This is a genomic window from Bacillus sp. 1A (assembly GCF_052682215.1).
In genome coordinates this window covers 3374675-3400282 of sequence record NZ_JBQYLZ010000001.1, presented here as the reverse complement: position 1 = coordinate 3400282, position 25608 = coordinate 3374675, and the positions used below count along the sequence as shown (strand labels likewise).

The 25608-nt window shown below is 36.5% G+C and carries 17 protein-coding genes, 5 pseudogenes and 1 riboswitch; of the genes and pseudogenes, 6 read left to right on the top strand and 16 right to left on the bottom strand.

The genetic code is table 11. The features are described 5' to 3' along the window. Positions 1–37 precede the first annotated feature (37 nt). From ACUN0F_RS17330 to ACUN0F_RS17300, 7 genes and pseudogenes are all read right to left on the bottom strand, one after another. Positions 38–430, bottom strand: a complete 393-nt coding sequence (locus ACUN0F_RS17330) for a nuclear transport factor 2 family protein (RefSeq protein ID WP_264461124.1) — start codon at positions 428–430, stop codon at positions 38–40. 4 nt (positions 431–434) lie between these two features. Next, positions 435–1256 carry an MBL fold metallo-hydrolase gene (locus ACUN0F_RS17325; protein ID WP_097889768.1) on the bottom strand — a complete coding sequence of 274 codons (822 nt, stop codon included), beginning with the start codon at positions 1254–1256 and terminating at the stop codon, positions 435–437. A gap of 292 nt (positions 1257–1548) precedes the next feature. After that, entirely contained in the window at positions 1549–2169 is a 621-nt protein-coding gene (locus tag ACUN0F_RS17320) for a DsbA family protein (RefSeq protein WP_060486498.1), read from the bottom strand. A 966-nt stretch (positions 2170–3135) separates the two neighbouring features. Beyond that, positions 3136–3312 (bottom strand): annotated as a pseudogene (locus tag ACUN0F_RS17315) (hypothetical protein); the annotation flags it as partial. 222 nt (positions 3313–3534) lie between these two features. Continuing rightward, the gene (locus ACUN0F_RS17310; RefSeq protein ID WP_445539798.1) at positions 3535–5619 is read right to left on the bottom strand and encodes a serine hydrolase domain-containing protein; all 2085 of its coding nucleotides are present in this window, start codon (positions 5617–5619) and stop codon (positions 3535–3537) included. A 93-nt stretch (positions 5620–5712) separates the two neighbouring features. Then, complete coding sequence (locus ACUN0F_RS17305) at positions 5713–6879, bottom strand: serine hydrolase domain-containing protein (protein ID WP_445539797.1); 1167 nt, start codon at positions 6877–6879, stop codon at positions 5713–5715. A gap of 908 nt (positions 6880–7787) precedes the next feature. Beyond that, on the bottom strand, positions 7788–8957 hold the full coding sequence (locus tag ACUN0F_RS17300; RefSeq protein WP_264461121.1) for a serine hydrolase domain-containing protein: 1170 nt from the start codon (positions 8955–8957) through the stop codon (positions 7788–7790). Positions 8958–9629: 672 nt separating this feature from the next. On the opposite strand from ACUN0F_RS17300, the gene ACUN0F_RS17295 reads away from it, so the two are divergent. Together ACUN0F_RS17295 and ACUN0F_RS17290 are read left to right on the top strand one after the other, a co-directional pair. Further along, the gene (locus tag ACUN0F_RS17295; RefSeq protein ID WP_445539796.1) at positions 9630–10214 is read left to right on the top strand and encodes a TetR/AcrR family transcriptional regulator; all 585 of its coding nucleotides are present in this window, start codon (positions 9630–9632) and stop codon (positions 10212–10214) included. Positions 10215–10273: 59 nt separating this feature from the next. Continuing rightward, on the top strand, positions 10274–12100 hold the full coding sequence (locus tag ACUN0F_RS17290) for an alpha/beta fold hydrolase (RefSeq protein WP_445539795.1): 1827 nt from the start codon (positions 10274–10276) through the stop codon (positions 12098–12100). A gap of 288 nt (positions 12101–12388) precedes the next feature. Here the strand turns inward: ACUN0F_RS17290 and ACUN0F_RS17285 are convergent. Further along, a pseudogene (locus ACUN0F_RS17285) lies at positions 12389–12556 on the bottom strand (IS6 family transposase); the annotation flags it as partial. 139 nt (positions 12557–12695) lie between these two features. Here ACUN0F_RS17285 and ACUN0F_RS17280 point away from each other — a divergent pair. Further along, complete coding sequence (locus ACUN0F_RS17280) at positions 12696–13136, top strand: Lrp/AsnC family transcriptional regulator (protein WP_445539794.1); 441 nt, start codon at positions 12696–12698, stop codon at positions 13134–13136. 135 nt (positions 13137–13271) lie between these two features. Here ACUN0F_RS17280 and ACUN0F_RS17275 read toward each other — a convergent pair whose 3' ends face one another. Together ACUN0F_RS17275 and ACUN0F_RS17270 are read right to left on the bottom strand one after the other, a co-directional pair. Continuing rightward, positions 13272–14477: a M20 family metallopeptidase gene (locus ACUN0F_RS17275; RefSeq protein WP_445539793.1), complete on the bottom strand. Its 1206-nt coding sequence runs from the start codon at positions 14475–14477 to the stop codon at positions 13272–13274. An 88-nt stretch (positions 14478–14565) separates the two neighbouring features. Next, positions 14566–14668: riboswitch (SAM riboswitch) on the bottom strand. Between the two features lie 75 nt (positions 14669–14743). Further along, entirely contained in the window at positions 14744–17053 is a 2310-nt protein-coding gene (locus ACUN0F_RS17270) for an AAA domain-containing protein (RefSeq protein ID WP_445539792.1), read from the bottom strand. Positions 17054–17164: 111 nt separating this feature from the next. Here ACUN0F_RS17270 and ACUN0F_RS17265 point away from each other — a divergent pair, with 111 nt between their 5' ends. Further along, complete coding sequence (locus ACUN0F_RS17265) at positions 17165–17557, top strand: VOC family protein (RefSeq protein ID WP_445539791.1); 393 nt, start codon at positions 17165–17167, stop codon at positions 17555–17557. Positions 17558–17844: 287 nt separating this feature from the next. Continuing rightward, on the top strand, positions 17845–18312 hold the full coding sequence (locus ACUN0F_RS17260; protein ID WP_264461116.1) for a hypothetical protein: 468 nt from the start codon (positions 17845–17847) through the stop codon (positions 18310–18312). Between the two features lie 68 nt (positions 18313–18380). Here the strand turns inward: ACUN0F_RS17260 and ACUN0F_RS17255 are convergent. The 3 genes and pseudogenes from ACUN0F_RS17255 to ACUN0F_RS17245 form a co-directional block, all read right to left on the bottom strand. Continuing rightward, a pseudogene (locus ACUN0F_RS17255) lies at positions 18381–18841 on the bottom strand (transposase); the annotation flags it as partial. Between the two features lie 127 nt (positions 18842–18968). Beyond that, positions 18969–19274 carry a monooxygenase gene (locus ACUN0F_RS17250; RefSeq protein WP_264461115.1) on the bottom strand — a complete coding sequence of 102 codons (306 nt, stop codon included), beginning with the start codon at positions 19272–19274 and terminating at the stop codon, positions 18969–18971. A gap of 145 nt (positions 19275–19419) precedes the next feature. Continuing rightward, the gene (locus ACUN0F_RS17245) at positions 19420–20166 is read right to left on the bottom strand and encodes a class I SAM-dependent methyltransferase (protein ID WP_098090490.1); all 747 of its coding nucleotides are present in this window, start codon (positions 20164–20166) and stop codon (positions 19420–19422) included. A gap of 233 nt (positions 20167–20399) precedes the next feature. Between ACUN0F_RS17245 and ACUN0F_RS17240 the strand changes: the two are divergent. After that, positions 20400–20563, top strand: a pseudogene (locus tag ACUN0F_RS17240) (IS4 family transposase); the annotation flags it as partial. Positions 20564–20793: 230 nt separating this feature from the next. Here ACUN0F_RS17240 and ACUN0F_RS17235 read toward each other — a convergent pair. The 3 genes and pseudogenes from ACUN0F_RS17235 to cypD all read right to left on the bottom strand — a co-directional run bounded on the left by ACUN0F_RS17235 (position 20794) and on the right by cypD (position 25127). Then, entirely contained in the window at positions 20794–21300 is a 507-nt protein-coding gene (locus ACUN0F_RS17235) for a GNAT family N-acetyltransferase (protein WP_098155823.1), read from the bottom strand. A gap of 265 nt (positions 21301–21565) precedes the next feature. After that, positions 21566–21682, bottom strand: a pseudogene (locus ACUN0F_RS17230) (ABC transporter ATP-binding protein); the annotation flags it as partial. Positions 21683–21929: 247 nt separating this feature from the next. Then, positions 21930–25127, bottom strand: a complete 3198-nt coding sequence (gene cypD / locus ACUN0F_RS17225; protein WP_445539790.1) for a bifunctional P-450/NADPH--P450 reductase — start codon at positions 25125–25127, stop codon at positions 21930–21932. Positions 25128–25608 lie beyond the last annotated feature (481 nt).

Genomic DNA, 25608 nt, shown 5'->3' with positions numbered 1-25608 from the left:
CACTCCCCTATACAAGGCATATTAGAAACGATTAACTCTAACTTAATACCTCATTAACAGTTGCACTGTCCACAATTTGAATAAACTTCTTAACCTTATTGTCCTCATCAAACTTATAAAGATGACAAAAATCTGCTACAAATGACTTCCCTGTAGCTTTATATGTTCCACTATATTTTCCATACACGATAACAGTATTGTTATTAAAAGCATAAATTTCATCTTTAGCACTATAGTCATCCCATTCCGTACCAAGACGTTCATGTACGTTTTTCACTACTTCATCTGGACCTATATAAGTACCTGCATATGGAAACCCAGCAGCTTCTGTCCAAGATACATTTTCACTTAAATACGTTTTGAACGCATCCAATTTTCCCTCGCCAGTTAACACATACGTTTCATGTAATAGTTTTTGATATTTATTCATAGCATTAACCCCAAGGCATTTCTTTTGTTACAACTTTTGCACTTAATTCTAATACACCTTTATTTGCATAGTCTGGATATGCTGCTTCAAGTTTCGCTACAAAATCTTTTGAAGTTTTACTTTCCTCAGAAGCTTGAACCGCAGTTCTTAGGTAATCCATAGTTGCAATAATCGCTTGATTATCTAAGGATTTTTCAATTGATCCATGGCTAGGTACAATTATGTCAGCATTTAATGCTTGTAATACTTTCAAGTTCTCAATCCATGCCTCCATAGCCGCTTTTGAGCTAGTATCCGCTAAGAATACATGTATTTCGTTAAATACATCAATACCACCAATTAATACTTTTAGCTCTTTATTAAATAAGCTAGTTCTGTAATGATCTAAGCCTACTAGTTCAAATGTTAACCCCTGAAAATCAATTGTTTTTTCTTTAAACACTTGAGGTAATACTACGTTGCTTGGTGCGTTTTCTCCTAGGGCACCTTTCCAAACTTTTAATTTACCTAAGACAGAATGAACAATATGTTCAACAGTAGACTCTGTAGCATACGCTATAGCTTCTGGGTAAGCAGCCTTAATAATTTCTAATCCAAAGTAGTAATCAGGATCCCCATGAATAATAAAGATTTTATCTAAAGATAAGTCGTTTTTTTTCAGATACTCAACAATTTCTTTCGAATCAGATTGAGTAAATTTTGAGTTTATTAAAAATGCATGTCCCGCTTTCTCAACTAAGGTTGCAGTGACCATAAAACTTTTTTCGTCTGAACTAAACACCGTCAATTTCACATCTTTTTGATTTGTATCAATTGTTTTAAACATAGAATGTTATTCTCCTTTTGTTAAAGTTATTTACTAGTTAACATATTTTTATCTTGTTCCGACAGAAGCTCCCTCTTCAATTTACCTGAAAGTGTGATAGCACCAGCAAATAGGCGAGAGATGAATGTCGGTTGGCGTAAGCTAGCATGTTTGCTACTATAGCTGATAGTAAAATTAAATTTGGACTCTTTTTAAAAATAAATTGAAACCGACTGTTATAAAAAGGTTTAAGTCCATCCAATTCTAGTCTTTTTTAACACGTTAAATGTTATATACTGTAGCTTAAAATTCATTAATATAAATTTTTAAAACGCGCTTCAATTTTATCTGGCGTCATTACCCCACCACCAATAGGGATAATTTGATTATCCTTTTGTAAAAGTAATGAAGGATAACTATTAACACCAAGCTGTCGCACTTTATTGAAATCGTTTTGGACATCTATTATTGTTTCTTGAGCGTTTAAACGTTCTAGTACTTGTTCAGGGTCCAAACCATGCTCGATTGCAATCTTACGATATGTTTCAGGATCACTCAGACTTTGTCCCTCATAATAAAACGCTTTTTGCATAGCCGCAGTGAATTCTAACAAACGGTCTGGTGCTAATGAGCGTAAAGCTGAAAAGCCAATTGCAGCATCTTTCGAATTCATTTTAAAAGTCCCTTCTTCCACCAATTTTTGATATGAAGGACCAAATTCTGCACCTGTAAGTTGATTAATTCTTTTATTCCCCTCTTCTATATATGAGAAATTTTTTATTGGTAAATCATCTAAAAATAATCCTCCACATAAAACCGTTAACGGCATTTCAGTGTGTTCTTTGTAAAATCCTTTAATACTTTCTGAAAATCCATAGCACCATCCACAATATGCGTCCCATACGTATATAAGATTATCTTGTTTCGTCTTCATTTAAATCCCCTACCTTTATTTTTATTAACCAGTCCAGCTATCACTTAAAATTCTCAGCTAACTTTCTGGTTTATATAAGTACATCTTTTTTATATCTTGTTCTTTTTTGAGTTACCTTACTATATTTTTCAAAACTAACCTTTCCCAAAAAGATTAGATAAGATTTCTAATGAAAGATAGCGCTGCACATCATTGCTTCAAAATAGAAGATACTAAAATTCGGAATATATCTTGATTTAAATATGTTAGTAACTTTCTACACCGGGCGATAACATGTGGACTACCATCCTTAATTAAATATATAAACCGTATTTTCACTTTAAATATCCATAAGTTGTAACCAACTCAATTACAACCTTATGTAACCATATTAGTTACAACTATAGTAGAAGTCAATTCTTTTTTAACAAAAACAATAAATTTCTACCCTAACGCTTTTAGAATTCTATTATTAAAAACTGGCTTCTTGTTCTTAAATTTGTTAAAAAGCTTAGTAATTCCCTAAAAACATCACTAGTAAATATGGAACAACAAATTCAAGATAATTTACAAAACAAATAATATAAGTACCTCTTTCATGGCTTACCGACAGAGTACCAGTTCTAGTACATAGTTTTTTTCAAAGCATTACATTTTGTTTTTACCTTTAATAGAAACTACCTGATTAACTAAAACAGGAACTGTCCCACCATGACTTATAATTTTTTATCCCTGTACATTGTGCGGGAATTTTTTTCATAAAGAAAAGACACCCTAAAGTGCCTTCTTTCAATGTGAACCATCACAATTTCAATAGTAAGTATTGGACTCTCATCCAAATATACTTTTACCATGTTAAATTGTTTGATTCATTGAGGAATAGGGTTCAAATTTGGGTTAGCATCACATCGCTAACATACTAAGGTTTTATGCTACCCAAAAACAATGATTTTTACTCTGGGGATCTCAATTTTACTATTTGGGGATTTATGCTTTTCTTAGCTTGATAGCGATGTGGTAGGGCCCTATATTTGACTCTTTTTCTACACCTAGATATTCTAGAGTTCGTTCTAACATAAGTGCTGCCTGTTGACGTGTGAGTGTGCCATATGGCGTAAACTTAGTAGCTGAAACACCTCGGATAATTCCTGTATCGTTTAGGGCTTGTACATCATAATACCGGCTGCGAACGTATTTACATCAAGAAGATTAATGGAGCAAATGATGATTGCCCTAAATTGGTTTGATAGCTGTTTTTGCAGAGTTTGAGCGTGATATTATTCTTTGAAATTCTCTTCTTAAAGATAATACGTAAATACAAACAAAACCAGCAAAACAACGTTCCTATGTCGTACTGGTTTTGTTGAAGTCCATTTTGAATTGTAGCTAGTTCAACGTAATTGCAAATTCTGAGTTCGGTGCCCCAGCAATTACAACCGTTCCATTCTTCGGCAGTTTTACTTTGTTATTGCCGCTCACGATGGTAAAGTTGACACATACTCCATTCTCATCATACACCGCGAACGCACCCTTCGATGGCAATGTCACGGTCATCCTTTTTCCTGCTGCCGCTTGCGGGATCGTAAACCATTTAGCATGCCCATTTGCTTGCAGAGTAACTTTGGATGATTGGCCAGCATCAAGTGGTTTTACGTTGTTTCCACTTACGTATAACAACCCGGCCATTTCCATATATTCATTGCCGCCTTCTGTATAGAAATGCGTTTCCATCGTATCACGGCCATTCATCACGGGGATCTGGAGCTGATGCGCCGCGGTGTTCGGACCTGTAATTTTTCTGCCCTCCCAATAGCCCGCCAGGCCTTCCTTACGAGTAATTTGTGTGGTAATAAGTTTCGGTTGTACGAGATATTCAATAGAACTAAATTTCTCATTCACGAGATAGAACTTGACACCTTCCCGCTTCGCCCATGCGGCAGCGGTTTTCTTCGATAGCACATTGTCTTCTAGTTTCTCGGCTAAATAGTGAGTCATCGCACCTTGCCCTAAGTCTGGTGTCGATTTATATGTGCTCTCCCTCAAATAAGTTCTTCCATTCTTCTCGGTGACAAAGTTGAGCTTAGAAGTACCCTTCTCATTAATAAAGCTTCCATCCACAGTATATACATATTTTTCTTCTCGATTAGATGGTAAGAACAGTTCTCCATTCTTCGTAATTTCAATTTTGAAATGAGTTTCGCTATTGCCATAAAAGCCCGCTTTCTTTGCCACGTCTTGAGGCATCTTGACCTTGACCGGCTTGCCAAAAGATTTGTTCGGCTTGATGTTCTTAATTGTCCCCTTCTCTTTAAGCACGGCGAGCAGCAATTCAGTTGCCAGCAGTTGATTTGTAGAGCTTCGTCCACCGGATGACAACACAGCCGCTGCCATTTTCTGTTCCGGAAGCACGACCAGTATAGCATGTTGCAGTGCCGTGTCGCCGCCCTTAGCCAAGCCTTTTATCCCATATTCACTGAATGGGTATAGTTTCACACTATCCCAGCCAAGACCATAGTTAAAAATATTATCTCCATCCCCCGGCCACATTCCTTTTTTATATTCCTCTTGCTCCATCGCCTTGACTACCTTATCAGAGAGGATCCCTTTTCCCTGTCCCATAAATAATTGTGAGAATCGTACCATATCTTCTGCCGTGGAAGAGACCCCTCCCGTACCAATCACATTCACCGATTCAATTGGAAGCTGCCCTTGGTACGCCGGAAAATAAAGTCCAGCCCGCTTTTCGTCTCTCCATTTGTCCTGCGGCGTTTTTGTATGATTCATCTTTAAGGGTTCTGTAAACCGTTGATGTAGAAATTCGGTAAAGCTCATACCGCTGACTCTTTCCACCAAAATTTCGGCCAGCGTAAAACCATCGTTGCAGTATACCGAGAACGCGCCAGGGTCTGCTTTCAGGCTCTGGTTGGACAATTGCTGCAACAAGAAATCATGGGAATAGGTATCATTATCGTTAAATAAAAATGCATTACTTAACGTGGAACCTTGCAAGCCGGAGGAGTGATTCAACAACATACGCGGGGTAATGCGTTTGTACCGCCCATCTTTCATCTTAAAATCAGGAACATAGTTAACCACAGGAGCATCCAAATCGACTTTTCCTTCGTCGACCAATTTCATTACAGCCGCTGTTGCATACATTTTACTGACTGAACCAATCCCGTATAGAGTATCTTTGGTTAGTGGCTGTTCCCCTTCCATATCGTTCTTTCCTGCCTGCCCCGACAAAGTAAGCTTGCCATTATCAATTAGCGCATACTGCACGCTAGTCGTCCCATGGGACTTCGTGAGTAGCGCAGCCTTCTCTGCTGCAATCTTCTTCAGCTCTTGGCTAGCTACTTCTACGTTAGATACAACTGTAGTCTTACTATCAGAAAATGCTTTCGCCCCTGTTGGTAGAATCATAGTTAGCGCTAATGTAGCGGCTAATACACCAGTTAGTTTATTTTTCATGAGGGAATTGCCTCCTTAGATAAGTGATCAATTTCATCATTTGTTTGTTTAACTATGAAAATATGATAAAATTTATCCGTTCTTCCTTTTGGCCTACTTGCTAAATTCAGCAAGTAAAATATTTTTAAAAGGATCAGGACTATCAGCATTAAGGCTGTTCAAATTGACAGCTAATGTATGCTTGCCTCCAAGTGTACCTCCAGCAAAAGTAACAAACCCTGGAATGCTACCTCCGTGTCCCCATATTGAGACACCGTTTGGAAGCTTAGTTTCATAGATTCCAAGACCATATCTGCCAAGTACAGCTTCTCCTGTTGGAACTGTAGTAAGCATTTGTTTTAGTTGCTGTTCTTTTATTAATTTACCTCCAAGTAAGTAAGAGAAGAATTTGTTTAAATCATCAGCAGTAGAAATCATATCTCCAGCCGAGCTCCCCATACTTGGGTTATAATACGTAACATCTTTTGGCTCACTTGCTCCGTCTAGTTGGATATATCCACGGGCATGCTTTGTTCCTGGAATCACGCTTGAATTGCCAGGTAAGAATGTATTCGATAATTCAAGCGGTTCAATAATCCGATTTTCAATCTCTTCCGCATAGCTGTTCCCAGTTACTGTTTCAATAAGGATCCCTAGTAATACGTATCCTGTATTTGAATAAGACCAGCTCTTTCCTGGAGCAAAATCTGGGGGCATCGAAATCCCCATCTTTACTAATTCTTCAGCCCTATACGATTTTTTTGTATCCATAAGATTAAAACTTTTTGACCTTGTGTATTCAGCGATACCACTTGTGTGGTTTAATACTTGCCGGATAGTAATCTGTTTATCATCATATCCGTTTCCTTGAATGACACCAGGCAACCATTTTTCAATAGAGTCGTCTAGATTCAAGCGGTTCTCTTCGGCTAATTGAAGTACAACTGTTGCCGTGAACGTCTTCGTCACGCTACCAATGCGAAAGCGAAAATCTGTTTTCATTGGTTTCTTGCTACTCAAATTCGCTACCCCAGCGGCATAACTCCATGTTTTTCCACCCTCAGAAGTTTTAGCAAGTATCCCCGGGAATCCAAGTTGCAATGTATCCCGCACTGCTTGCTTGACAGAATTACGATCTCGTTGAGTACTTGTTTGTACCGAACTAGATACACTTTGAGTAGGTTCTGCTTTTACAATTAAGGTTGGCGTTGTGTATAACAGAGAACTTCCAGCTATTAAAAGGGCCAGACTTGCACATGTAATTTGACTACGTGTTTTCATAGGGCATTCCTCTCCTCTATTCATATTGTATAGGTGGTTTCTTGCTATTTCGTATTAACCACACAGCTACCATCTCCACCAATAAAAAAAGGTCAACATTGAATTCGTAATCATCTTCATATTTATTATTTTTACAAACGCCATTCTGTCCTGGGTAAATCCCTCTTTTTCCACATATATGTTAACCACATAAATTACTTCTTTTCCTTGAAACAGTCTTGTTACTGGTCTGTTTTTCATATATAAGTCATATCTGTTCCGCCTTTCACGCTTCTTTATATTTTTATCATACACAATGAAAATTTCTTTTTTCTTACCCATTTCTTACAAATTACTTACTTTCAAAATCGCTTTTATAATAGGATAGAAGGAGCATCTGTGCCGTAAAGTTCAGTAAATATATTAATCAAAAAGAAACACAGTTTTTTTTACTTCTGTGTTTCTTTTTACCATCCTTTTAAATATTAAGAGTCGATTTACCCTTAACAGGATGAATTCTGGCTCTTTTCTAATGTAATTTTTTTCTTGCAATACAACACAAATGACATTGTGCTGCATGAAACACTCCTAACGTTGTTAAAATGACTTGTTTTTAAGTCAAAATTTATTTAACTTAGGGCGGATACTCCATATCCATCAGCTTAAGAAAAATAAACACCCTCAAAACGAAAAAATAAGCTACCTTCTCAAAGTAACTACCTGTAGAAAAAGAAAATGTTCATTTAGGAGATATATTAAAACCTTAGCTTGATAGTAATGTGGTGCTACCCCACATTCATCAACTTAAGGAGAATAAACGCCACCAAAACAAAAAAAGCCCCAAATTTTTCTCGAAAATAAGGTGGGGCTTTTGAACCAGAAAAGTATATTTTTAACTATGAAAACTACGGTAAATTTTCCCTTTTTTCCTACTTGCTAAATTCAGCAAGTAAAATATTTTTAAAAGGATTAGGACTGTCAGTTCTACCCAAACTATTCCAATTGACAACCAACGTATGCTTGCCTCCAAGTGTACCTCCAACAAGAGTAGTAAACCCTAGAATGCCACCTGTGTGTCCCCATATCGAGACACCGCTTGGAAGCTTAGTTTCATAGATTCCAAGACCATATCCATCGATTCCTTCTCTTCCTGTAGGAACTGTAGTAAGCATTTGTTTTAGTTGTTGTTCTTTCAGTAATTTGCCACCGAGCAAGTAAGAGAAGAATTTGTTTAAGTCGTCAGCAGTAGAAATCATATCTCCAGCCGAGCTACCTGCACTTGGGTTATAATAAGTAACGTCTTTTAGCTCACTTGCTCCGTCTGGTTGGTCATATCCACGGGCATGGTTAGTGCCTGGAATAACGCTTGAATTGCCAGGTAGGAATGTATTCGACAATTCAAGTGGTTCAATAATCCGATTTTCAATCTCTTCCGCATAGCTGTTTCTGGTTACTTTTTCAATAAGAATACCCAGTAATACGTATCCTGTGTTTGAATAAGACCAGCCCTTTCCTGGGTCAAAGTCTGGGGGCAAAGAAATCCCCATCTTCACTAACTCTTTAGCCGTATACGATTTTTTTGTATCCGTAAAATCAGCGTCTTTTGACCTTGAGTATTCAGCGATACCACTTGTATGGTTCAATATATGCCGGATAGTAATCTGGTTACCATCATATCCATTTCCTTGAATGACACCAGGCAACCATTTTTCGATGGAGTCGTCTAGATTCAGGCGGTTCTCTCCAGCTAATTGAAGTACAACTGTTGCGGTGAACGTCTTCGTCACACTGCCAATGCGAAAGCGAAAATCTGTTTTCATTGGTTTCTTGGTTCTCAGATCCGCTATCCCAGCGGCATAACCCCAAGTTTTTCCACCCTCAGAAGTTTTAGCAAGTATCCCCGGGTATCCAAGTTGCAATGTATCCCGCATTGCTTGCTTGACGGAAGTACGATCTCGTTGAGTATTTTTTTGTAACGAACTAGATACATTTTGAGTGGGCTCTGCTTTTACAATTGAGGTTGTTGTTGTATATAACAGGGAACTTCCAGCTATTAAAAGGGCCAGACTTGCACATGTAATTTGACTACGTATTTTCATAAGGCATTCCTCTTCTCTATTCATATTATATCAGTGTTTGCTTACTGTTCCTTACTTCCCGACAAGACTTAGGGAAAGGCCCTCACGCATATAGATTAAAGCCCCAGTACAAAGGTATCTATCAATACCAACAATTTGAGCCATTTAAATCTCCATCCCTCCTATAACAAAATCATTCAAAGGTATGAAAGCATATTATGTACCCTTAGTTATTGTTAGGATTAACACAACATGAGACATAACCCCAACCCATATTTTACTTTATTTATCCACAATATGTATTGAGAAAGAATGTAAATTCGAATCCTTTCCGTCCCCCAACTATTGATCGTTTTTTTCACCTATTATAATTAGTTATTTAAAATTTCATAATAAAAAACTGTAAAAAAAATAACGAGTCCCTTAACGTACAGGAAGCGGTTAAAAAATATGTCTAAACGCACAATTTTCTTTTTTTTGATATGGTGACCCCATCGCAATCAAGCTAAGGTTTTGAAGTACCCACTAAATGAACTTTTTCTTTCTCTACAGGTAGTTACTTTGAGAAGGTAGCTCATTTTTTTGTTTTTGGGATGTTTACTTTTCTTAAGTTGATGGATGTGCGGTCGAACCCCTATGCATTTCATCAATCATTCCCTTGACTCTCCATTTGTAGTACTGTATAGTACTAATATGGAAAAAAATACACTTACTAATAAAGATATTGCTCTGCAATCCGCTTTTACATTGTTTCTTACTAAAGGTTTTCTAGCAACAAGCATGGACGACATAGTCGCACATAGCAAAGTTTCAAAAACGAACATTTATTATTATTTTAAGAGCAAGGAGGAGCTGCTGCTCGCTATTGTTAATCAGTTGATAGCACATTACGAGCAGCGAATTAATTATATTGTGTCTCAAACTGAGCTCACCGTTCAAGAGAAATTAGAAGCGGTACTCCATATTTTAAGTGATACTATTGAACAAAATAACTACCTTGGCGGTTGTCCTTTCCTGACTCTGTATACACAGACGCCTATTGACGCGGTTGAAATTAGAGATAGAATCAAGAGTTTTTTTGAAAAACAGTTGCATGGTGTTGAATTGATTTTAGCCCAAGGGATTGCACGACAAGAACTAAAGAAAGAGCTGCCCGTTAAACAAACAGCTATGTTGATTGTCTCCTCTATTGAGGGTGCTCTCTTCTTGGCTCAAGCTTCTAACAACCAAGATATGATCAAAAATTTATTTCCTACTTTAGCTTCCATGCTAAAGTAATATTTTTAGATACATTAGTACTAATTAGTACTATAAAATAATAAAGGAGTGTTTTTATTATGAATATCTTCATGACCGGCGGAACTGGTTATATTGGACGTCATTTAATCGCTGAGTTAGCTTCTCAGCATAAGATTTATGCACTTGTACGTCAAAAAAATCGTCTTCTTACCATCATCAATCAACTGGCACCCGATCAACAGAACAACATTGTTCCTATTATCGGTGATCTAACGCAGCCTCGATTAGGTTTAAGTGATGACAGCTACAAACAATTACTTGCAACTGATCTAATTATTCACGCAGGAGGTCCAATGAATATTGAGTTGAACCTCATTGAAGCTGAGCAGTCTTTCCTTACCCCTGCAAAATCCCTTGTTCGGCTAGCACAGGATATCCACGCTGAAAAAGAATTAAAGCATTTTATCCATGTCGCAGGCTTTATGAGTCCCTATCATGAACAAAATGCATTGTTGGATCTAGATCATTTGCTGGACAATCAACCGCCTTATGAAAAAATGAAGTTTTTAGCCGACTCTTATATACGAAAATCTCTTCATAACATGAGCATTCCCTTATCTACTGTTAATCCTAGTGTAATCGTCGGAGACTCCTTCTCAGGGAAAACAGAACAGATTGGAGGCCTTAGTATCTTAGTCGATGCCGTAAGGCGAAATCTTATGCCGCTTGTTCCAGGCGGCGACGATTATTGGTTACCAATGGTTCATATTGACCATGTGGCTTCGTTTATTTCAAAACTTGTTAACACAGAAGGGTTATCAAGCAATACCTACTATCTTTTAGATTCTAAGCAAGAAAGTCCGTCGATCCGAACTTTCATCAAACTCATGGCACACGAATTGCAGACAACAAAGCCGTTAGGAACTATACCGCTTCCGTTATTGAAAACTGTGCTTAGAATGGGTACTGATAAGATGCTTGGTATTCCTAAAGAATCCATGAGTTTTCTTGTTAAGTCGGAATTCCCTGTTTACAGTAAATTAAAAATAGAACAAAGGAACGGCAGAAATTCATTCGTAGTTCCGTCCACGCTCCCTTTTATCATTAGTGATTTGGATTATCGGTTAAATCATTTAGGCCTGAATCAAAATGAGCAGAAAGATTTTAGTCAACGAAGAAGGGCTAACTTAGTTTCGCTAGAGAAAGATAGGAATGAAACACCTATTATTTTTCTTCATGGGACGTTCAGCAATGCCGATGCCCTTTTGCCCCTCTCACAATTTTTAAGCGGTTTAAATACTTGGTTCGTAGATTTACCTGGATTTGGGCGTACCCCTTATCACCATAATCCTTCTGTGATAGAAGGCTATGTAGAGAGCATTTCCACTATGATCACTGAGTTGAACAGACCCGTTATATTAGTGGGGCATTCATTTGGCGGATTGATTGCGGCTCAAGTGATGGAACGGCTGCCCTCACTGATCAAACAACTCATTTTATTGCAGCCAGTACTGCATCCTATCCAACCTAAATATAGATTTCGACGTATTACAAGTTTCGTTCTAAAATATATGGAGCCCGCCCGTTTGGAAAAAGAGCTACTTCAAACCAATAGCTTCAGAACATCGAGTCAGTTATTGAGTAATTACGCTCATTCTGTGGTCCGTGATTTAAAATCCCCCCGTATACGCAAAACTAACGCTACGGTCATGTCTTGCTTAACTATATCAAAATCCATCCAGTTAAATCCCGAGACATGGGATAAGAGGAAAATTAAGATACTATGGGGAGCTTTGGACAAGGATCATCATGTCCCAAAGCAGTTTGAACACTTGGATATTACACGTATTCAGTACGGTCATCAGTTTCCTGTTGAATCTCCTGAACTAACTGCTCAATGGATTTCTCAAGCTGTAACAGTATAAAGGTTCTTTTGATAGTATTGATGGAGGTGTGATTGTCAACACAAATTCAGACTGCTTTTTTAAGGGCTCGTTTTCTGAACTCAACTGAACTTAAATAACCTAAAGTTCCATGTGCATGATGATGGTTAAACTGGTTCTGTTGCAAAGTTTGAAAAAAGCATAAACAGGTTGGTAAATGCAGAACAATGTTTAGGTAGTAATTGTTGAAGTTCATTGTACGTTGAAAAGGCGGAGTCTCTTTGAAGACTTCGCCTTTGTTTATATAGGGTATGAATGGTTTCATAAGCGTGCAGATTTATTTTTTACTTTCCAAATTCGATAGATGGGATTGCCATATTTATGACTCCATCGCATGATGGTTGTTGTTTTCACTGAAATACCACGTTCTTTCAGGATTTCAGATACATCACGATAACCGAAAGAAAAACGGCAGTAGTAGCCGACAACTACTAAAATAACATCTTACTTGAATTGTTTTCCTTTAAAATATCTCATGTCTGATTCCCCTAAATCCTGTTTTCTAGAGTGTAGCTTCATGTAGAAAATTTTGTAACTTTACGATTCACTTTAGAAAATAAAGCAAGGAGGCTACACAATGCAAAACGCAGTAAAACTAGATGAATTTGACCATGAAATTATGAACTTGTTGTATGAAAATGCGAGAATTTCTGTTTCAGAAATAGGACGGATCATATCCATGACGCAACCTGCTGTAAAAGAGCGTATTAATAAACTTGAAGATCAAGGAGTTATAGCGGCTTGCCGAACAAAATTTGAGCCTTCTAAAATTAATAAAAACATTCAAGCATTCATCATGTTTAAAACAAGCCAATGCTCTGATTTCATCCAATTTTGTAATGCCGCTCCCGAAGTAACTAATTTATATCGAATTAGCGGGGAGTTTAATTATATGATGAAGGTCATGAGCAATTCGATGGATTCTCTCGCTACATTTTTAGACTCCTTAATGCAATTTGGATTATCGTCTCCTTTAATTGTTTTAAAGAGTGAGTTTGAGGAGAAATTGTCGTTCTGATAAGAGGGTACTAAGATAAAGATACCGAGTGTATGTGGAATAATTCTTATATAATATAAAAAGAACCAGCCATAGGCTGATTCTTTTTTCATTCAATTTCCTACTAGAAAATCCAGAGATACGTCTCTTTCTCACCTATCCCTGATTTCTCTGCGCCTCTCTAAACTCCTCCTTCACCTTCTCTAACAACCCTTCTTCCGTAATTAATCGATACGCCGTATTCGCTAGTGCTTTTGCCGATGTAATTAACGCTTTATCTCCAAGTTCTGAACGTGCTGCTTCTCTAAATTCATTCGTATGCGCAATTAAATCGTCTGGTCCAATTTTAATGTACGGATGAATTGTCGGTACGACTTGGCTTACGTTTCCTGCGTCTGTTGAGCCGATCCCTACTCTTTCTTTACGGTTTACATCTTCACCAAGTTGTTCTAGTTCTTCGGCTACGACGTCATTAAATGTTTCTGTTACGAGCAATTCATCGATTTCATTTTGGAATTGATGAATTTTTACTTTTGTACCTGTTGCTAACGCTGCTCCTTGTGCGATATTTTTTACTTTTTTTGTTACTTCTGCACATCTTTTTCGCGTTGCTGCGCGGATGAAAAATCTTGCTGCGGCGTAGTCAGGAATAATGTTAGGTGCTTTTCCGCCCTCTGTAATAACACCATGAATTCTTACATCTGACGGAAGTTGTTGGCGAAGTGCGTTAATACTGTTGTACAGCTGAATCACCGCATCTAATGCGTTAATCCCCTCTTCTGGTGAAGCCGCAGCATGAGCTGTTTTTCCGTAAAAATGAAAATCAAGTGGATCGACTGCTAATGAAGGACTCGTTGTCGCTGTCTTTCCACTCGGATGAATCATAAGTGCCGCATCAATATCTTTAAATAACCCCGCTTTTACATAACTCGCTTTCGCACTACCGTTTGGCCCTCCTTCTTCAGCTGGTGTTCCAAACACGACAACTTCCCCACCAATTTCTTCAAGTGTTTCTGATAATGCGATTGCTGCCACAACGCTAATTGTGCCAATTAAATTGTGACCACACGCATGACCTAGTCCCGGTAAAGCGTCATACTCAGCTAAAAATGCGATGACTGGTCCTTGTTTTCCTGAACTTTTTCGCGCGATAAAACCTGTTTCATGTCCAGCTATATTGTGCTGCAGCTGAAAGCCTGCACTACCTAGTAATAAACTTAACGTTCTTGATGCATAAAACTCTTGGTTACCAATCTCTGGATTCGCATGAATATCGTGACTTGTTTCTATGTACTTTTCCTTATTTCTTTCTATACTCTCTTCAATTGTTTTTCTTTGTGACGTTACTCCTGTCGCTCCCATTTTTCTTCCCCCTTATATTTTCACGTAAAAAAGCCTCTTTCTAAAAGATAGAAAGAGGCTTCTGCATATACAGTCAAAATGAGCTTCTTTCTTATCTTTCAAGTTACCTTGCTGGAATTGGCACAGTATTCATAAAAGAATCCGCTGCCGAGGTATCATAGGGCCAGTCCCTCAACCTCTCGTGATAAGAATTTTCATAAGATTATATTAAATTATATTCATTCTATGTTCATTCCGATTAAAAGTCAAGGAATTCCTATCCGAATTTACCGGATATCTAAAAATCCTTTTAACACACCAATTGTCTCAGGTGCTTGTAATCTTGCACATACGTACGGAAATTCCATACTACCTTCAAATATCATTTGAGATGTGAGCGGTGCTCCCGCCCAAAAGATTTCATCATCGATTACGATAAACGGGAATGCTTTATTTTGTCTTTGTAACTTTACATTTTTTAACGGAACTGGTCCATCACTATACACTGTTATTTGCGCATTTGTACGCATTAACGCTTGCCAGACTCGCTTATCCACTTGCTTTGTACTTGGAAATGAAATAATAATTTTTCGTTTTGCGGCTAAAATATCTTTCAATAACCCTTTCGGCTCTTCAAGATTCATTTCCATAAACCAGCGTAAACGTTTCGAAATTTTCCGCTCCCACAATTGTCTTGATGTCGTACGATCATATACATCTCCGTGACGTTCTATATGAGCTGTTAATTGTGATAACGCTTGTTTTCTCGAAAGGTTTTTACGCATATAATGACAATCTGATAATTGAATGAACTTCCCTCTCGCTCTCGTTACTGCAACGTTGACGAGGCGATGATTTTTATGGTCAAAGAATAACACGCCAGGTCGTTCTTGCGGATAACTATCAACCGTATCAAATATCATCATATCTCTTTCAGAACCTTGGAATTTATGAACCGTCGCCGCTAAAACTGGTATGTTTTGATATTTCGTTCTCTGCAACATTTCTCTAATACACGTTGATAAAAAGCGAGATTGTGCCCTGTAAGGTGTAACAACACCGATCGATTGAACACCATCTAACAGTCCGATTAACATCATTTGCATCGCTACTAAACCAGACATAATGTTAAATCGAGAACCAGAAGCAGCGTCCTTTAACGAAAAGGCTCCCATTAAGCTCGTATCAAATAAAACACTTGCCTCATTTGCGAACGGTTGCAATCGCGCAAGTTCCTTACGCTCTGAAACAGACGGATGGTCGTATACTCTATTTTTATAAATAAATGAGTTTGTAAACTTCGATATATCCGCATGCATACGCCTTTGTTCCTGCAACATAAATAGGTTCGGATGTGCTTCTGATTTATTAACAGAATCAACAATTCCGGCATGATAAAACATATCTTCCCCAAGCCATTTTCGAACGAGTTCATGGTTCGCCATCGCAATTGGAGGTAACTGTAAAAAGTCCCCACAAACGACAATACGTTTTCCAAGTGAAGCAGCTAATGCAATTTGCGGAACATATGCCATACTCACTTCATCTACTACAACTAAATCAAATGTACGCTCATAAATAAGTGAATCAATGGCACATTTCGATAAAGTCGCACCGATTACTTTCGCATTTTCAATGTATTCTTTTTCTACTTCTTTAATTTTCGCTTTTTGCTTTCGAAGATCACTTTCAATCTCTTGTATACGCTTCTTATCAGCAGAAGTCGCTTTATATGATAAAATCTTTTCACGAAGATCTTGTCGTGTTTCCTCTAAATAGAGTCTTTCTTCTCCCCATGATCCGTTCGTCGTTTCAACTAACTTCGACGTAAGTAATGTTTCATGATTTCTTATATGTTCATGTTGACTATAACCGTAACGAACAATTTCGCCAGGTGTCCATTTCTTTTTCTTCTCAATTTGCTTCGTTACTTCACTCATTAATACGTCTACTGCCGCATTACTATGAGCTAATACAAGTACCGATTTTCCTTTTTGATAATGAGCCGAAATAATACGTGATAAATTGTAAGACTTCCCTGTTCCAGGGGGTCCCCACACGTACGTTGTCGGATTGTAAAACGAACGATACGCCAATTCATTTTTCGGATTTTTCATCTTCTCAATATGTTTCGGACTGCTCGTCCCATCAACAAGACGCTTTATACGACTACGTTTTAGTTTATCTTTATGTGCCTCTTTCAATCGCTCTTGTAGTTGCTCTAACAATTGCCACGGTTCACTGTATAAAACAGCTTCTCGTATTTCACCTTGTATATAATCATTTAATTTCAGTTCTATTTCTAATCCATGTACAGATAATACTTCTCCTGTCGCTTCCTCACCATCAAACTCAATTCGAATTGGTGAACCTTCCGGTAAGCTTACTTCCGAAATAAGCTGAAATACGTATACTGTACTTTCATAATCTGTATATAAAAAACGACCGTTCATGATAGAAATTTTACTACCACCTATCGTTTTCCAATGTTTAATTTCATACGCTAATGCATAATGCCACTCTTTCATCGTTGCCGATAATGAAGGAGTTTGAGTAGGTGTATTCATCGTATAATCTCCTTCCTTCTCCCCAAACATACTTTCTCACTATACCATATAACACGCTAAAATTTGTAAGGTTTTTATCTTGCTTATTTTCTTAATTTTCAATAACATATTGTATATAATTTTCAGAAAGAAGGGATCTACATGCCAGTTAGAAGAATTGAACACATCGGTCTTATGGTCGCAAACTTAGAAACATCTATTTCATTTTATGAAGAAGTAGTTGGCTTACAGCTCATTAAACGTATGGGTCACCCGAATCCAGACTTAAAACTCGCTTTTTTAGGTGTGGAAGAATCGAAGGAAACGATACTCGAATTAATTGAAGGCTACAACTCTTCTCTTCCGGCAGAAGGAAAAGTACATCACATTTGCTTTAAAGTGGATTCATTAAAGGATGAAATTGAAAGACTAAAGAAACAAAAAGTAACCTTTTTACTAGGAGAAGAAATTGAAACATTACCAGATGGAACACGTTACATATTCTTCGCTGGTCCTGATGGAGAGTGGATTGAGTTTTTTGAGACGGAGAGATAGAAAAGAATCAGAATTTTGGCCCTTATACTACTTCCAATCCTTTATGCAATCCTAATAAATAATTGGAAGATAAAAGAAGTTTCCGTTTTCGTTGGAAGAATTCTATTAAATATAATCTTTTTCATAAATAGAATATTAACAAAAAAACAAACAGTGAAAAGGTTGAAGGAACCAGCAACAAAGAAAAAAGTGTTACCTACAAAGAATAAATTACACCATTCCCAATTTACGGAAAATTTGATATACTATTTTCATAAATTGAATATTTTACATTTTAGGAGGATAAAATGGAGAAAAAAACAGATTTTTCTTTGTCACTTTTGTTTTTTTGGATTAAAGGATTTGTTTCAGTTGATTCAAGATTTGTAAAAGTATCTACCGGAAACACTATATTAGGGTTTATTCCTGCTGGAAAAGATAATCAAAACATTCCTTTAAAAAATATTAGTTCTACAATGATTTCTTCTCAGTATAGAATAAAGCTCATTATATTAGGATTGATTATTCTTCTTTTTTCCTTTAATACCATAGGAAGCAACTTTATATTCGGACTTATTTTACTATTAATCGGAATTGGTATTTTAGGTAGTGGTTTGCAAAATGTATTGATTATTCAAAGGGCAGGATCGGATTATATTTTTTCAGTACCATTCTTTGAAAAAGCTAAATTAGAAATTATTCAAGATTGTATTGCTGAAGCTTTAGCTTATGATACGGATAAAACTGATTTAAATTTATTTTTTGATAAAAAATAAAAAAGGTGATAGATTAATCTGTACTCTATAGAATAGATTTTTTTTAGTGTCTATTCTATAGGGTACATTTTATTATGCCACATATCCCTTTTTTGGTGTAAACGATGCACATTATGATATTTTCGCCATTTATAGTATCCAACCTTAGACACTTCTACAATTTGAAATAACCATTTGAGTGGATATATCTGGCGTAGTGAATCGATAAGAGAAAATCGTTCTTTCTTTAAGACCATTCCTTCCCGTGTAGATTTGGATTGCGCTTTTTTAAATATTCAACCTGCGCCTTCAAATATGTATTTTCTTCTTCAAGACTATTAAAATTCTTACGATTCCAAGTACCACGTTGATCATCAAATGACTGCCCTTGTTGAGAGCACTTTACCCATTCTATAATTTGTGCATCGCTCTTTATGCCAAGTTGTTCACGAATTTCTCGTAATGATTTCCCGTCTTCTACTCGAAGACGAACTGCTTCTCGTTTTAGTTCTTCTGTATATTTTTGAAATGATTGTCCTTTTCTTGCCATAAAAAAATCCCCTCCAGATAAAACAGTATTGAGTCCATCCTACCAGATGGATTCTTTTTTTACTGTCTACCTAAAGGGGATAATACCAGATTATCCCCTCCTTTTACGCTTGCTCCGACTGCCGGAATTATTTCGTATACCCACGATTCAGTTCCGTTAATTTTTCATTAATGTTAAAAATTCTTACTCTCATATCTTTAACACCAGCTGCTTCAAGTCTGTTCTTGTGCATTTCAGCGTATTTTTCAGCATCTTGTTTTTCCTCAAATACATAAATGCCTCCAGCTTCTTTTGTTTCTTCATTCTCAGTCCATATTTTCCAGTAGAATCCTTCTTCTTCGTTAATACTTTTTGCTAAATCCCAAAATCCTTTTTCCATTTCTTCACCAAAAGGACCTTCAAACGGAAAATCAACTTGTAATAAATATGCCATTTTCACTCACTCCTAAGTTCAATATTTTCAATTCGAATGCATACAGTTTAACGACTTTAGGTTTTGTTTTAAAAAAACAGCCATTCTTTAGTGAAACGGCTGTTTTCGTAATTCAATAAAAGCTCCCAGATTGCAGTAGATATTTTTAAATATTATTTTTTTTTGACTTGATTATAATAAAAGATGGACTTCGTGATTCGTTTATTAAATCTGGCATTTTCTCTATCCCTGCCAAAGTTGATTGTGGTTCGATTATTTTATCCAGCGAAAGTCCATGTTCAATTAAAGTATTTATTAGTGTGGCAACTGTTCTATGATAAATAACCACACTATCGTCAACAAACCAGTTGTGTACTCTGATTCCTTCTTCTTGATAATTATCTAATGCCCAGTGTGATTTATTACCATCCTCCGTTTTTATCCAATGGTTGCTTCCTTTGCGAGCTGTTGCTATTGGATGTTCGGTTGAAAAGATAAATTCACCACTGCTTTTTAATAGTTCATTAATCTTTTGAATCATTGCCGAGTAATCTTCAATGTAATGTATAGAGAGGGAACTTATAATCAGATCGAACTTTTGATTGGTTAGTCCCATATCCTCCATAGGAAGACACATAAATTCTATGTTATCATCCTGATTTAACTTTTTAGCACGTTCAATCATATTTTTGGATATGTCTACACCTACTACGTTTTTTGCACCATTTTCTATACAATACTTTGAAAAATGACCATCACCGCAACCCAAGTCTAATACCGATTTTCCTTTCAAACACAGAATTAATGATTTGATTGCTGGCTGTTCTATGAATTCATTAGCGTTTATTCCACTTTCACGCAACGCTGTGTAGTTTTTGAAGAAATTCGGATTATCGTAAACATTTTGTTTCACTTACATCACTCCTCTGATAAGGTTTTCATAGATTAAGCTAACTTCTGTTTCCAAATTATCATACTAACCATAAAAATTTTGTCATCCTTTTATTATAGTAATGTTTTTTAGGAAGATATCTCGAACTCAATACTTTCACAATCCTGCCCGTTTGCTGAATAATCTGCTGTAGATATTATACCGTATTAAGAAAATTAACCTTTATTTTAATTAAAAGAAAAACCTTTACGAAAAGAGCCTTACAAAAAGACACCCAAGAATTAACAGAGATATTGTTTCGTCTGTTTAATCACTTACAGAAAAACGGACAAAACCCCATAGACATGAGAGGAAAACAGTCTTTGATATCTTAGGCGTCATATATAACTTTTCTATGTCTCACAATCCTGTAGCGTAATCAAAAAAATTGAAGTCTGATAGGGTTTATTTGTATGCAAACTTTTAAAGAACTTGCACTGGATCTTTAGAAAAAGAAAAAATCTTACATGAAATTAAACTTATATAATGTTAGCTTGATGAGCATAGAGCATCGCCCACATTTTAATTATTTTATAGACCAAGCAATTCTCAAAAAAGGATAGCACAATTTTAATTATGATTTTGATTTAAACAATGCGTTCTGAGACACTACTCTTCTTCTAAAATAGCGTAATAATATTCATCCCACCATTCATTTCCATGGGGTATACACTTCCTGAAATATCCTTCTCTTCTCATTCCAATTCTCTCCATTAATCGATATGACGGGGTATTTTGTGGCTGACATGTAGCTATAATTCTATGTAATTTCATTTCCTTAAACCCATATTTTAATGTAGCTTGTGCTGCTTCAGAAGCATATCCTTTATTGAAATATTTAGGATTGAATACCCACCCAATCTCATAAGTATGCTCACCAAAATATTTATGAAAAACAATATGACCAATCAGAATATTTTCATCTACCAGTATCACAGGGAAGTTCTCTGCATTTTCACCCATATTTCTATTTACAAAGTTTCTTGTATCTTCTTCAGTAAAAACCCCTTCGGGTATGTATTTCATAACATCGCTATCTGATGTATACTCATGGACAGCTTGCCAATCTTTGAACTCAAAATTTCGTATTAATAATCTTTCTGCTCTTATAAACATTTACTTTTCTCCTCTCGAAAAATCGTTTCTTTATTTCAAATCCACATTCAACCCTTAAACTAAAAAGAACTTGTAGAAATCTCTGCAAGTTCTTTTTAGTTTAAGGTGAATATATGGGACAGACAGACAGACAGACAGACAAACTATCTTACAGATTCATTATAGAAACTACAGGAATAGTACTTTGACAAACATATCATATAACAAATATTAACATTTGTATATTTCAAAAATTATGTTAATTGAGAACATAAATAGCTTTTTCTTAACTATTCTTAATTTCGTTTAATACTAACTTCATTTTACTTAAATAAAATGCTCGATCTGATTTTTTTGCAACTTCTTGTGAATGAGTAACAACAATTACGCATTTTGTTGATTTTAAATTAAAGTCTACTTCTCCCTGATGGTTCCCCTTTTTATTAAGTCAAATCTACCATGTTGTGTATATAAAGCATAAAGATTATTGGATTTTGAATCAACATATACATCCCTTTTATTTAAAAATAAGAAAACCCCATATTCAATAAAAAATACAGGGTTTTTATAAATCAGTTTATTTTGTTTAAAATTATACTTGGTCGAAAGAAGTTCGTGAATGAAATAGTACTTATCTAATTAAGAAGAATTTAGATACCAGCCCAAACATCTTTTCCATATCGCCCTTCATCTTGCACACGATCCAACCAATTCCTTGCTTCTTGTTCACTGACTTCATGAATTTCTTGATATGCTTGACACAGGGTATCTTCTACATCAGGAGCCATTTTACTTCCATCACCACATATATAAAGATGAGCTCCTTTATCTAATAGTGAAATTAAATTGATTCTATCTTGTTTTATTAAATGCTGTACATATGTTTTTGGATATCCTTCTAGGCGAGAAAAAGCTGTGTGTAAAGAGATTAATCCATCTCTTTCATCATTTTCTAGTTCTGTACGATAGAGATAATCCTTTTCAGGATGACGACAACCAAAATATAGATGTGCTTGTCCTAAGTTAATACCTTTTTGTTTTTGAACACGACGCGCTTGCAAGAATCCACGGAATGGTGCAATTCCAGTACCTGGCCCCACCATAATAATTGGTGTTTCTGGATTTTCAGGTAATTGAAAGCTTGATTGTGGCGTTCGAATGAAACAGATAATCTCATCTTTATTATGACGCTGAGCTAAATAATTAGAAGCGACTCCTTCATATGTCCCTTCCCCACTCCATGCAGGCGCATTCACAACACCGACCGTAATGCTCAGACGATCCTGTGCAACGAGTGGAGAGCTTGAAATTGAATAGTAACGCGGTTTGAGCGCCGGAAGAAGTTCTAAAAAGCGTTCAAATCTAATTTCACAAGCCTCATACTTTTCAAGAAGATCCAACATTGACATACGTTTCTTTAATATTTGTTCATGATAAATCCCGTCTTCCAGTAATGATTCCAATTCCTTTTTATGAGGAGGACATGCTGTGAATGTCACCATTTCTCGTATTTGTGCTCGAGTGGCTGCTTCTTGAACTTCTACACTATAACTAAGAAGGTCAAATAAACTAACCGGACTGTCTAAAGGTATGTGATTTACACTACGCCCACTTGCGCTCAATATGACTTGATCCTTCCCGTTTAATCCAAAGCGTTTTAAAATTCGGTTGACATTTTTCTCACTATTAATTGGCAGCACCCCAAGGTGGTCTCCTTCTTGATACGTAGCGCCTTCTGGCAAGGATATCTCGATATGTCGTGTGCTTCTATCACTGCTGGATGATTGAAGTTCACGATTTTCTAGTATAGATGCATAAACTGCTTCATATGTTCGCGCAAGAGGAGATCCTCCAAGACGACTAACAAATTGTAAACTTAATGTACTGCGTTCTTTTTCCATATTTTTATTGAGTTCCAATCCAAATGCCTTCATCGCATCAGACCACATGCTTTGTTTCCATTGCTCGAGCTGTTCCTCGAAATCACCACTTGCATCCGCTTCTCCACGTGTAGAAAATCTTGTTGCTCCTTTTTGAGCCATTTGCTCATCAATGTATCTTGGAATTCGCTGATAAGTACTAGCCCAATTATGATCTCCACAACCAAAAACTGCGTATTGAACACCTTTTAGCTCATCAGGTTTTAATTCCTCCAACCATTGCACAAACTGCCCTGCATTACTTGGTGGTTTTCCATTATAAGAAGAAGTTACAATAAGAACCGCCCCTTCTTTTGGCAAACTTCCAATTCGATCGTTAAGAGCTACCACTTCCGTTTGAACACCTTCTAAACTAGCTGTATCTGCTAGTTCTCTTGCAATACCTTCTGCTACCCCAGTATCCGATCCATACAGAACAAGAAGCGAAAGATTATCGGCTCCTATAATAGAAGGCGTCTTCTGAACTTGCTGCTTGGTTTCATGGTCTTTCAATTTCTCCTCTATAGGCGCAAGAACAGTAGTATGGCTAATAGTTTGATTTCGGGGTAGAATCCTAATTTTAAAATCACCAGGCTTTAGCGTTAATGTTTGTTTTACGTCCAGCTGATAGTCTTGATAATCGATGAATTCAAAATGTTGAAGAAGCATTCCCATTACGAGTGTGGCTTCATGAAGTGCAAACTGCATACCGATACATGCTCGTTGACCATTTCCAAATGGCTTATAAGCATGATGAGGAACCTTATCCAGCTCTTCAAATCGTTCAGGTTGGAATTCTTCCACATTGTCTCCCCATGCATCTTTATCCCTATGTAGCTGTGGAATAAGAACAGAAATACGATCTTCTCCTTTCTTAATTGGGTATTTCCCACCAATCACTGTATCTTCTTTTGCATAGAGACTAAATGCTGGAGCAGTAGGCCATAGACGTAGCGATTCATTTAAAATCATCCGTATATACTTAAGTTCCATAACTTGTTGGTATGTTGGAGTAGGATCTGTCAAAACCCGATCTACTTCTTCATAGGCTTTTTTCAATTTATCCGGATTCTTTAATAAAAAATAAATTGCAAAAGACAACAATCCACTTGTTGTTTCATGCCCAGCTATTAAAAAAGTGATAATTTGGAAACGAATATTTTCATCATCTAATTTTTCCCCAGTTTCCGGATCCTGCACATTTAACATACGGGAAAGTAAATCATTTTCTTCCTGATTTCCATTACTTTTACGTTCAGCAATAATATTATCTACTAAAGAAAACATAGATTGAATATCATGCTGAAATTGACGTTTCGTTCTCCACATGAGTTTGTCTTCTATATCCAGCCGCTGTAATTGGTGCATCGCCTCATCTAGAGCACGGCTCATGCTAGTAATAAAAGGATGAGGGGTCTCACGATAAAAGCTATTAAATCGATAATTAAAACCACATAGACCAATTGTATCCAATGTAAGGCGAGTCATATCCTCTGGTACATCTACGCTTTCATTCGGATTAAGCCGCGCCCATTTTTGAACGAGTTGTACGGCAAGATCGACCATCATAGCATGATAATCTTTCATTGCTCGTTGGCTGAATGTAGGCATCAAAATATTATGAGCTTTTTTCCAGTTAGGCTCATGAGTCTCGCTTGTAAATAATCCGTCTCCAGCAAAGGCGCGAACTTTCGCTAAAGCACCCTCTATACTTTTATCAAATCTTGTTTCGTCACAGACTTCTGCTACCAGTTCATGCCCAGAAACGACAATGATGGTATCACTTAAAGTTTGAATTTGAAAAATGGGACCATACTCTTCCGCTATCTTGATAAAGGATAAGGTCGGCTTATCTTTATCGATTAATGGGAGATTCCCCAGCAATCCATATGTTTTCGGTTGAGGAATGGCAGATACTTTTTTATCCATTAAAAACACCCTTTCAAAAAAGCATAAAATAAAATATCCCATTCAATAAAAAGAAGATAGCAATGAATCGCCTGGGATAAAGATATGTAATTGATTACCTTATTTTATCTTTTCCCTAACTATTCACGATTATGATATTGCTTATAAGGTTATCTAAGTTGTTTGTCGCTATTACATTTATAACTTGCAGAAAAAATACTAAATAAAAATGAAGCGTATTATTATAATGTTTATCAGAAATTGAGAGCTAAAGATTGTAGTATTAGGAAAACCAGTAGTTTCTAATGTCAATTCAAACAAATACGATAAGTAAGTATACTGTGTTGCTAATGAAAAAGGATCTGATATGAATATCAGATCCTTTTTACTATATTTAATTATTTCACTGATTCTTTTCCAGATTTAAATACCAGCGCCTTAGCAGCAGAAATTTGCATTTCTTCATAGTCTAACTAAACAGCAAAAAACTTGTAGAAATCAT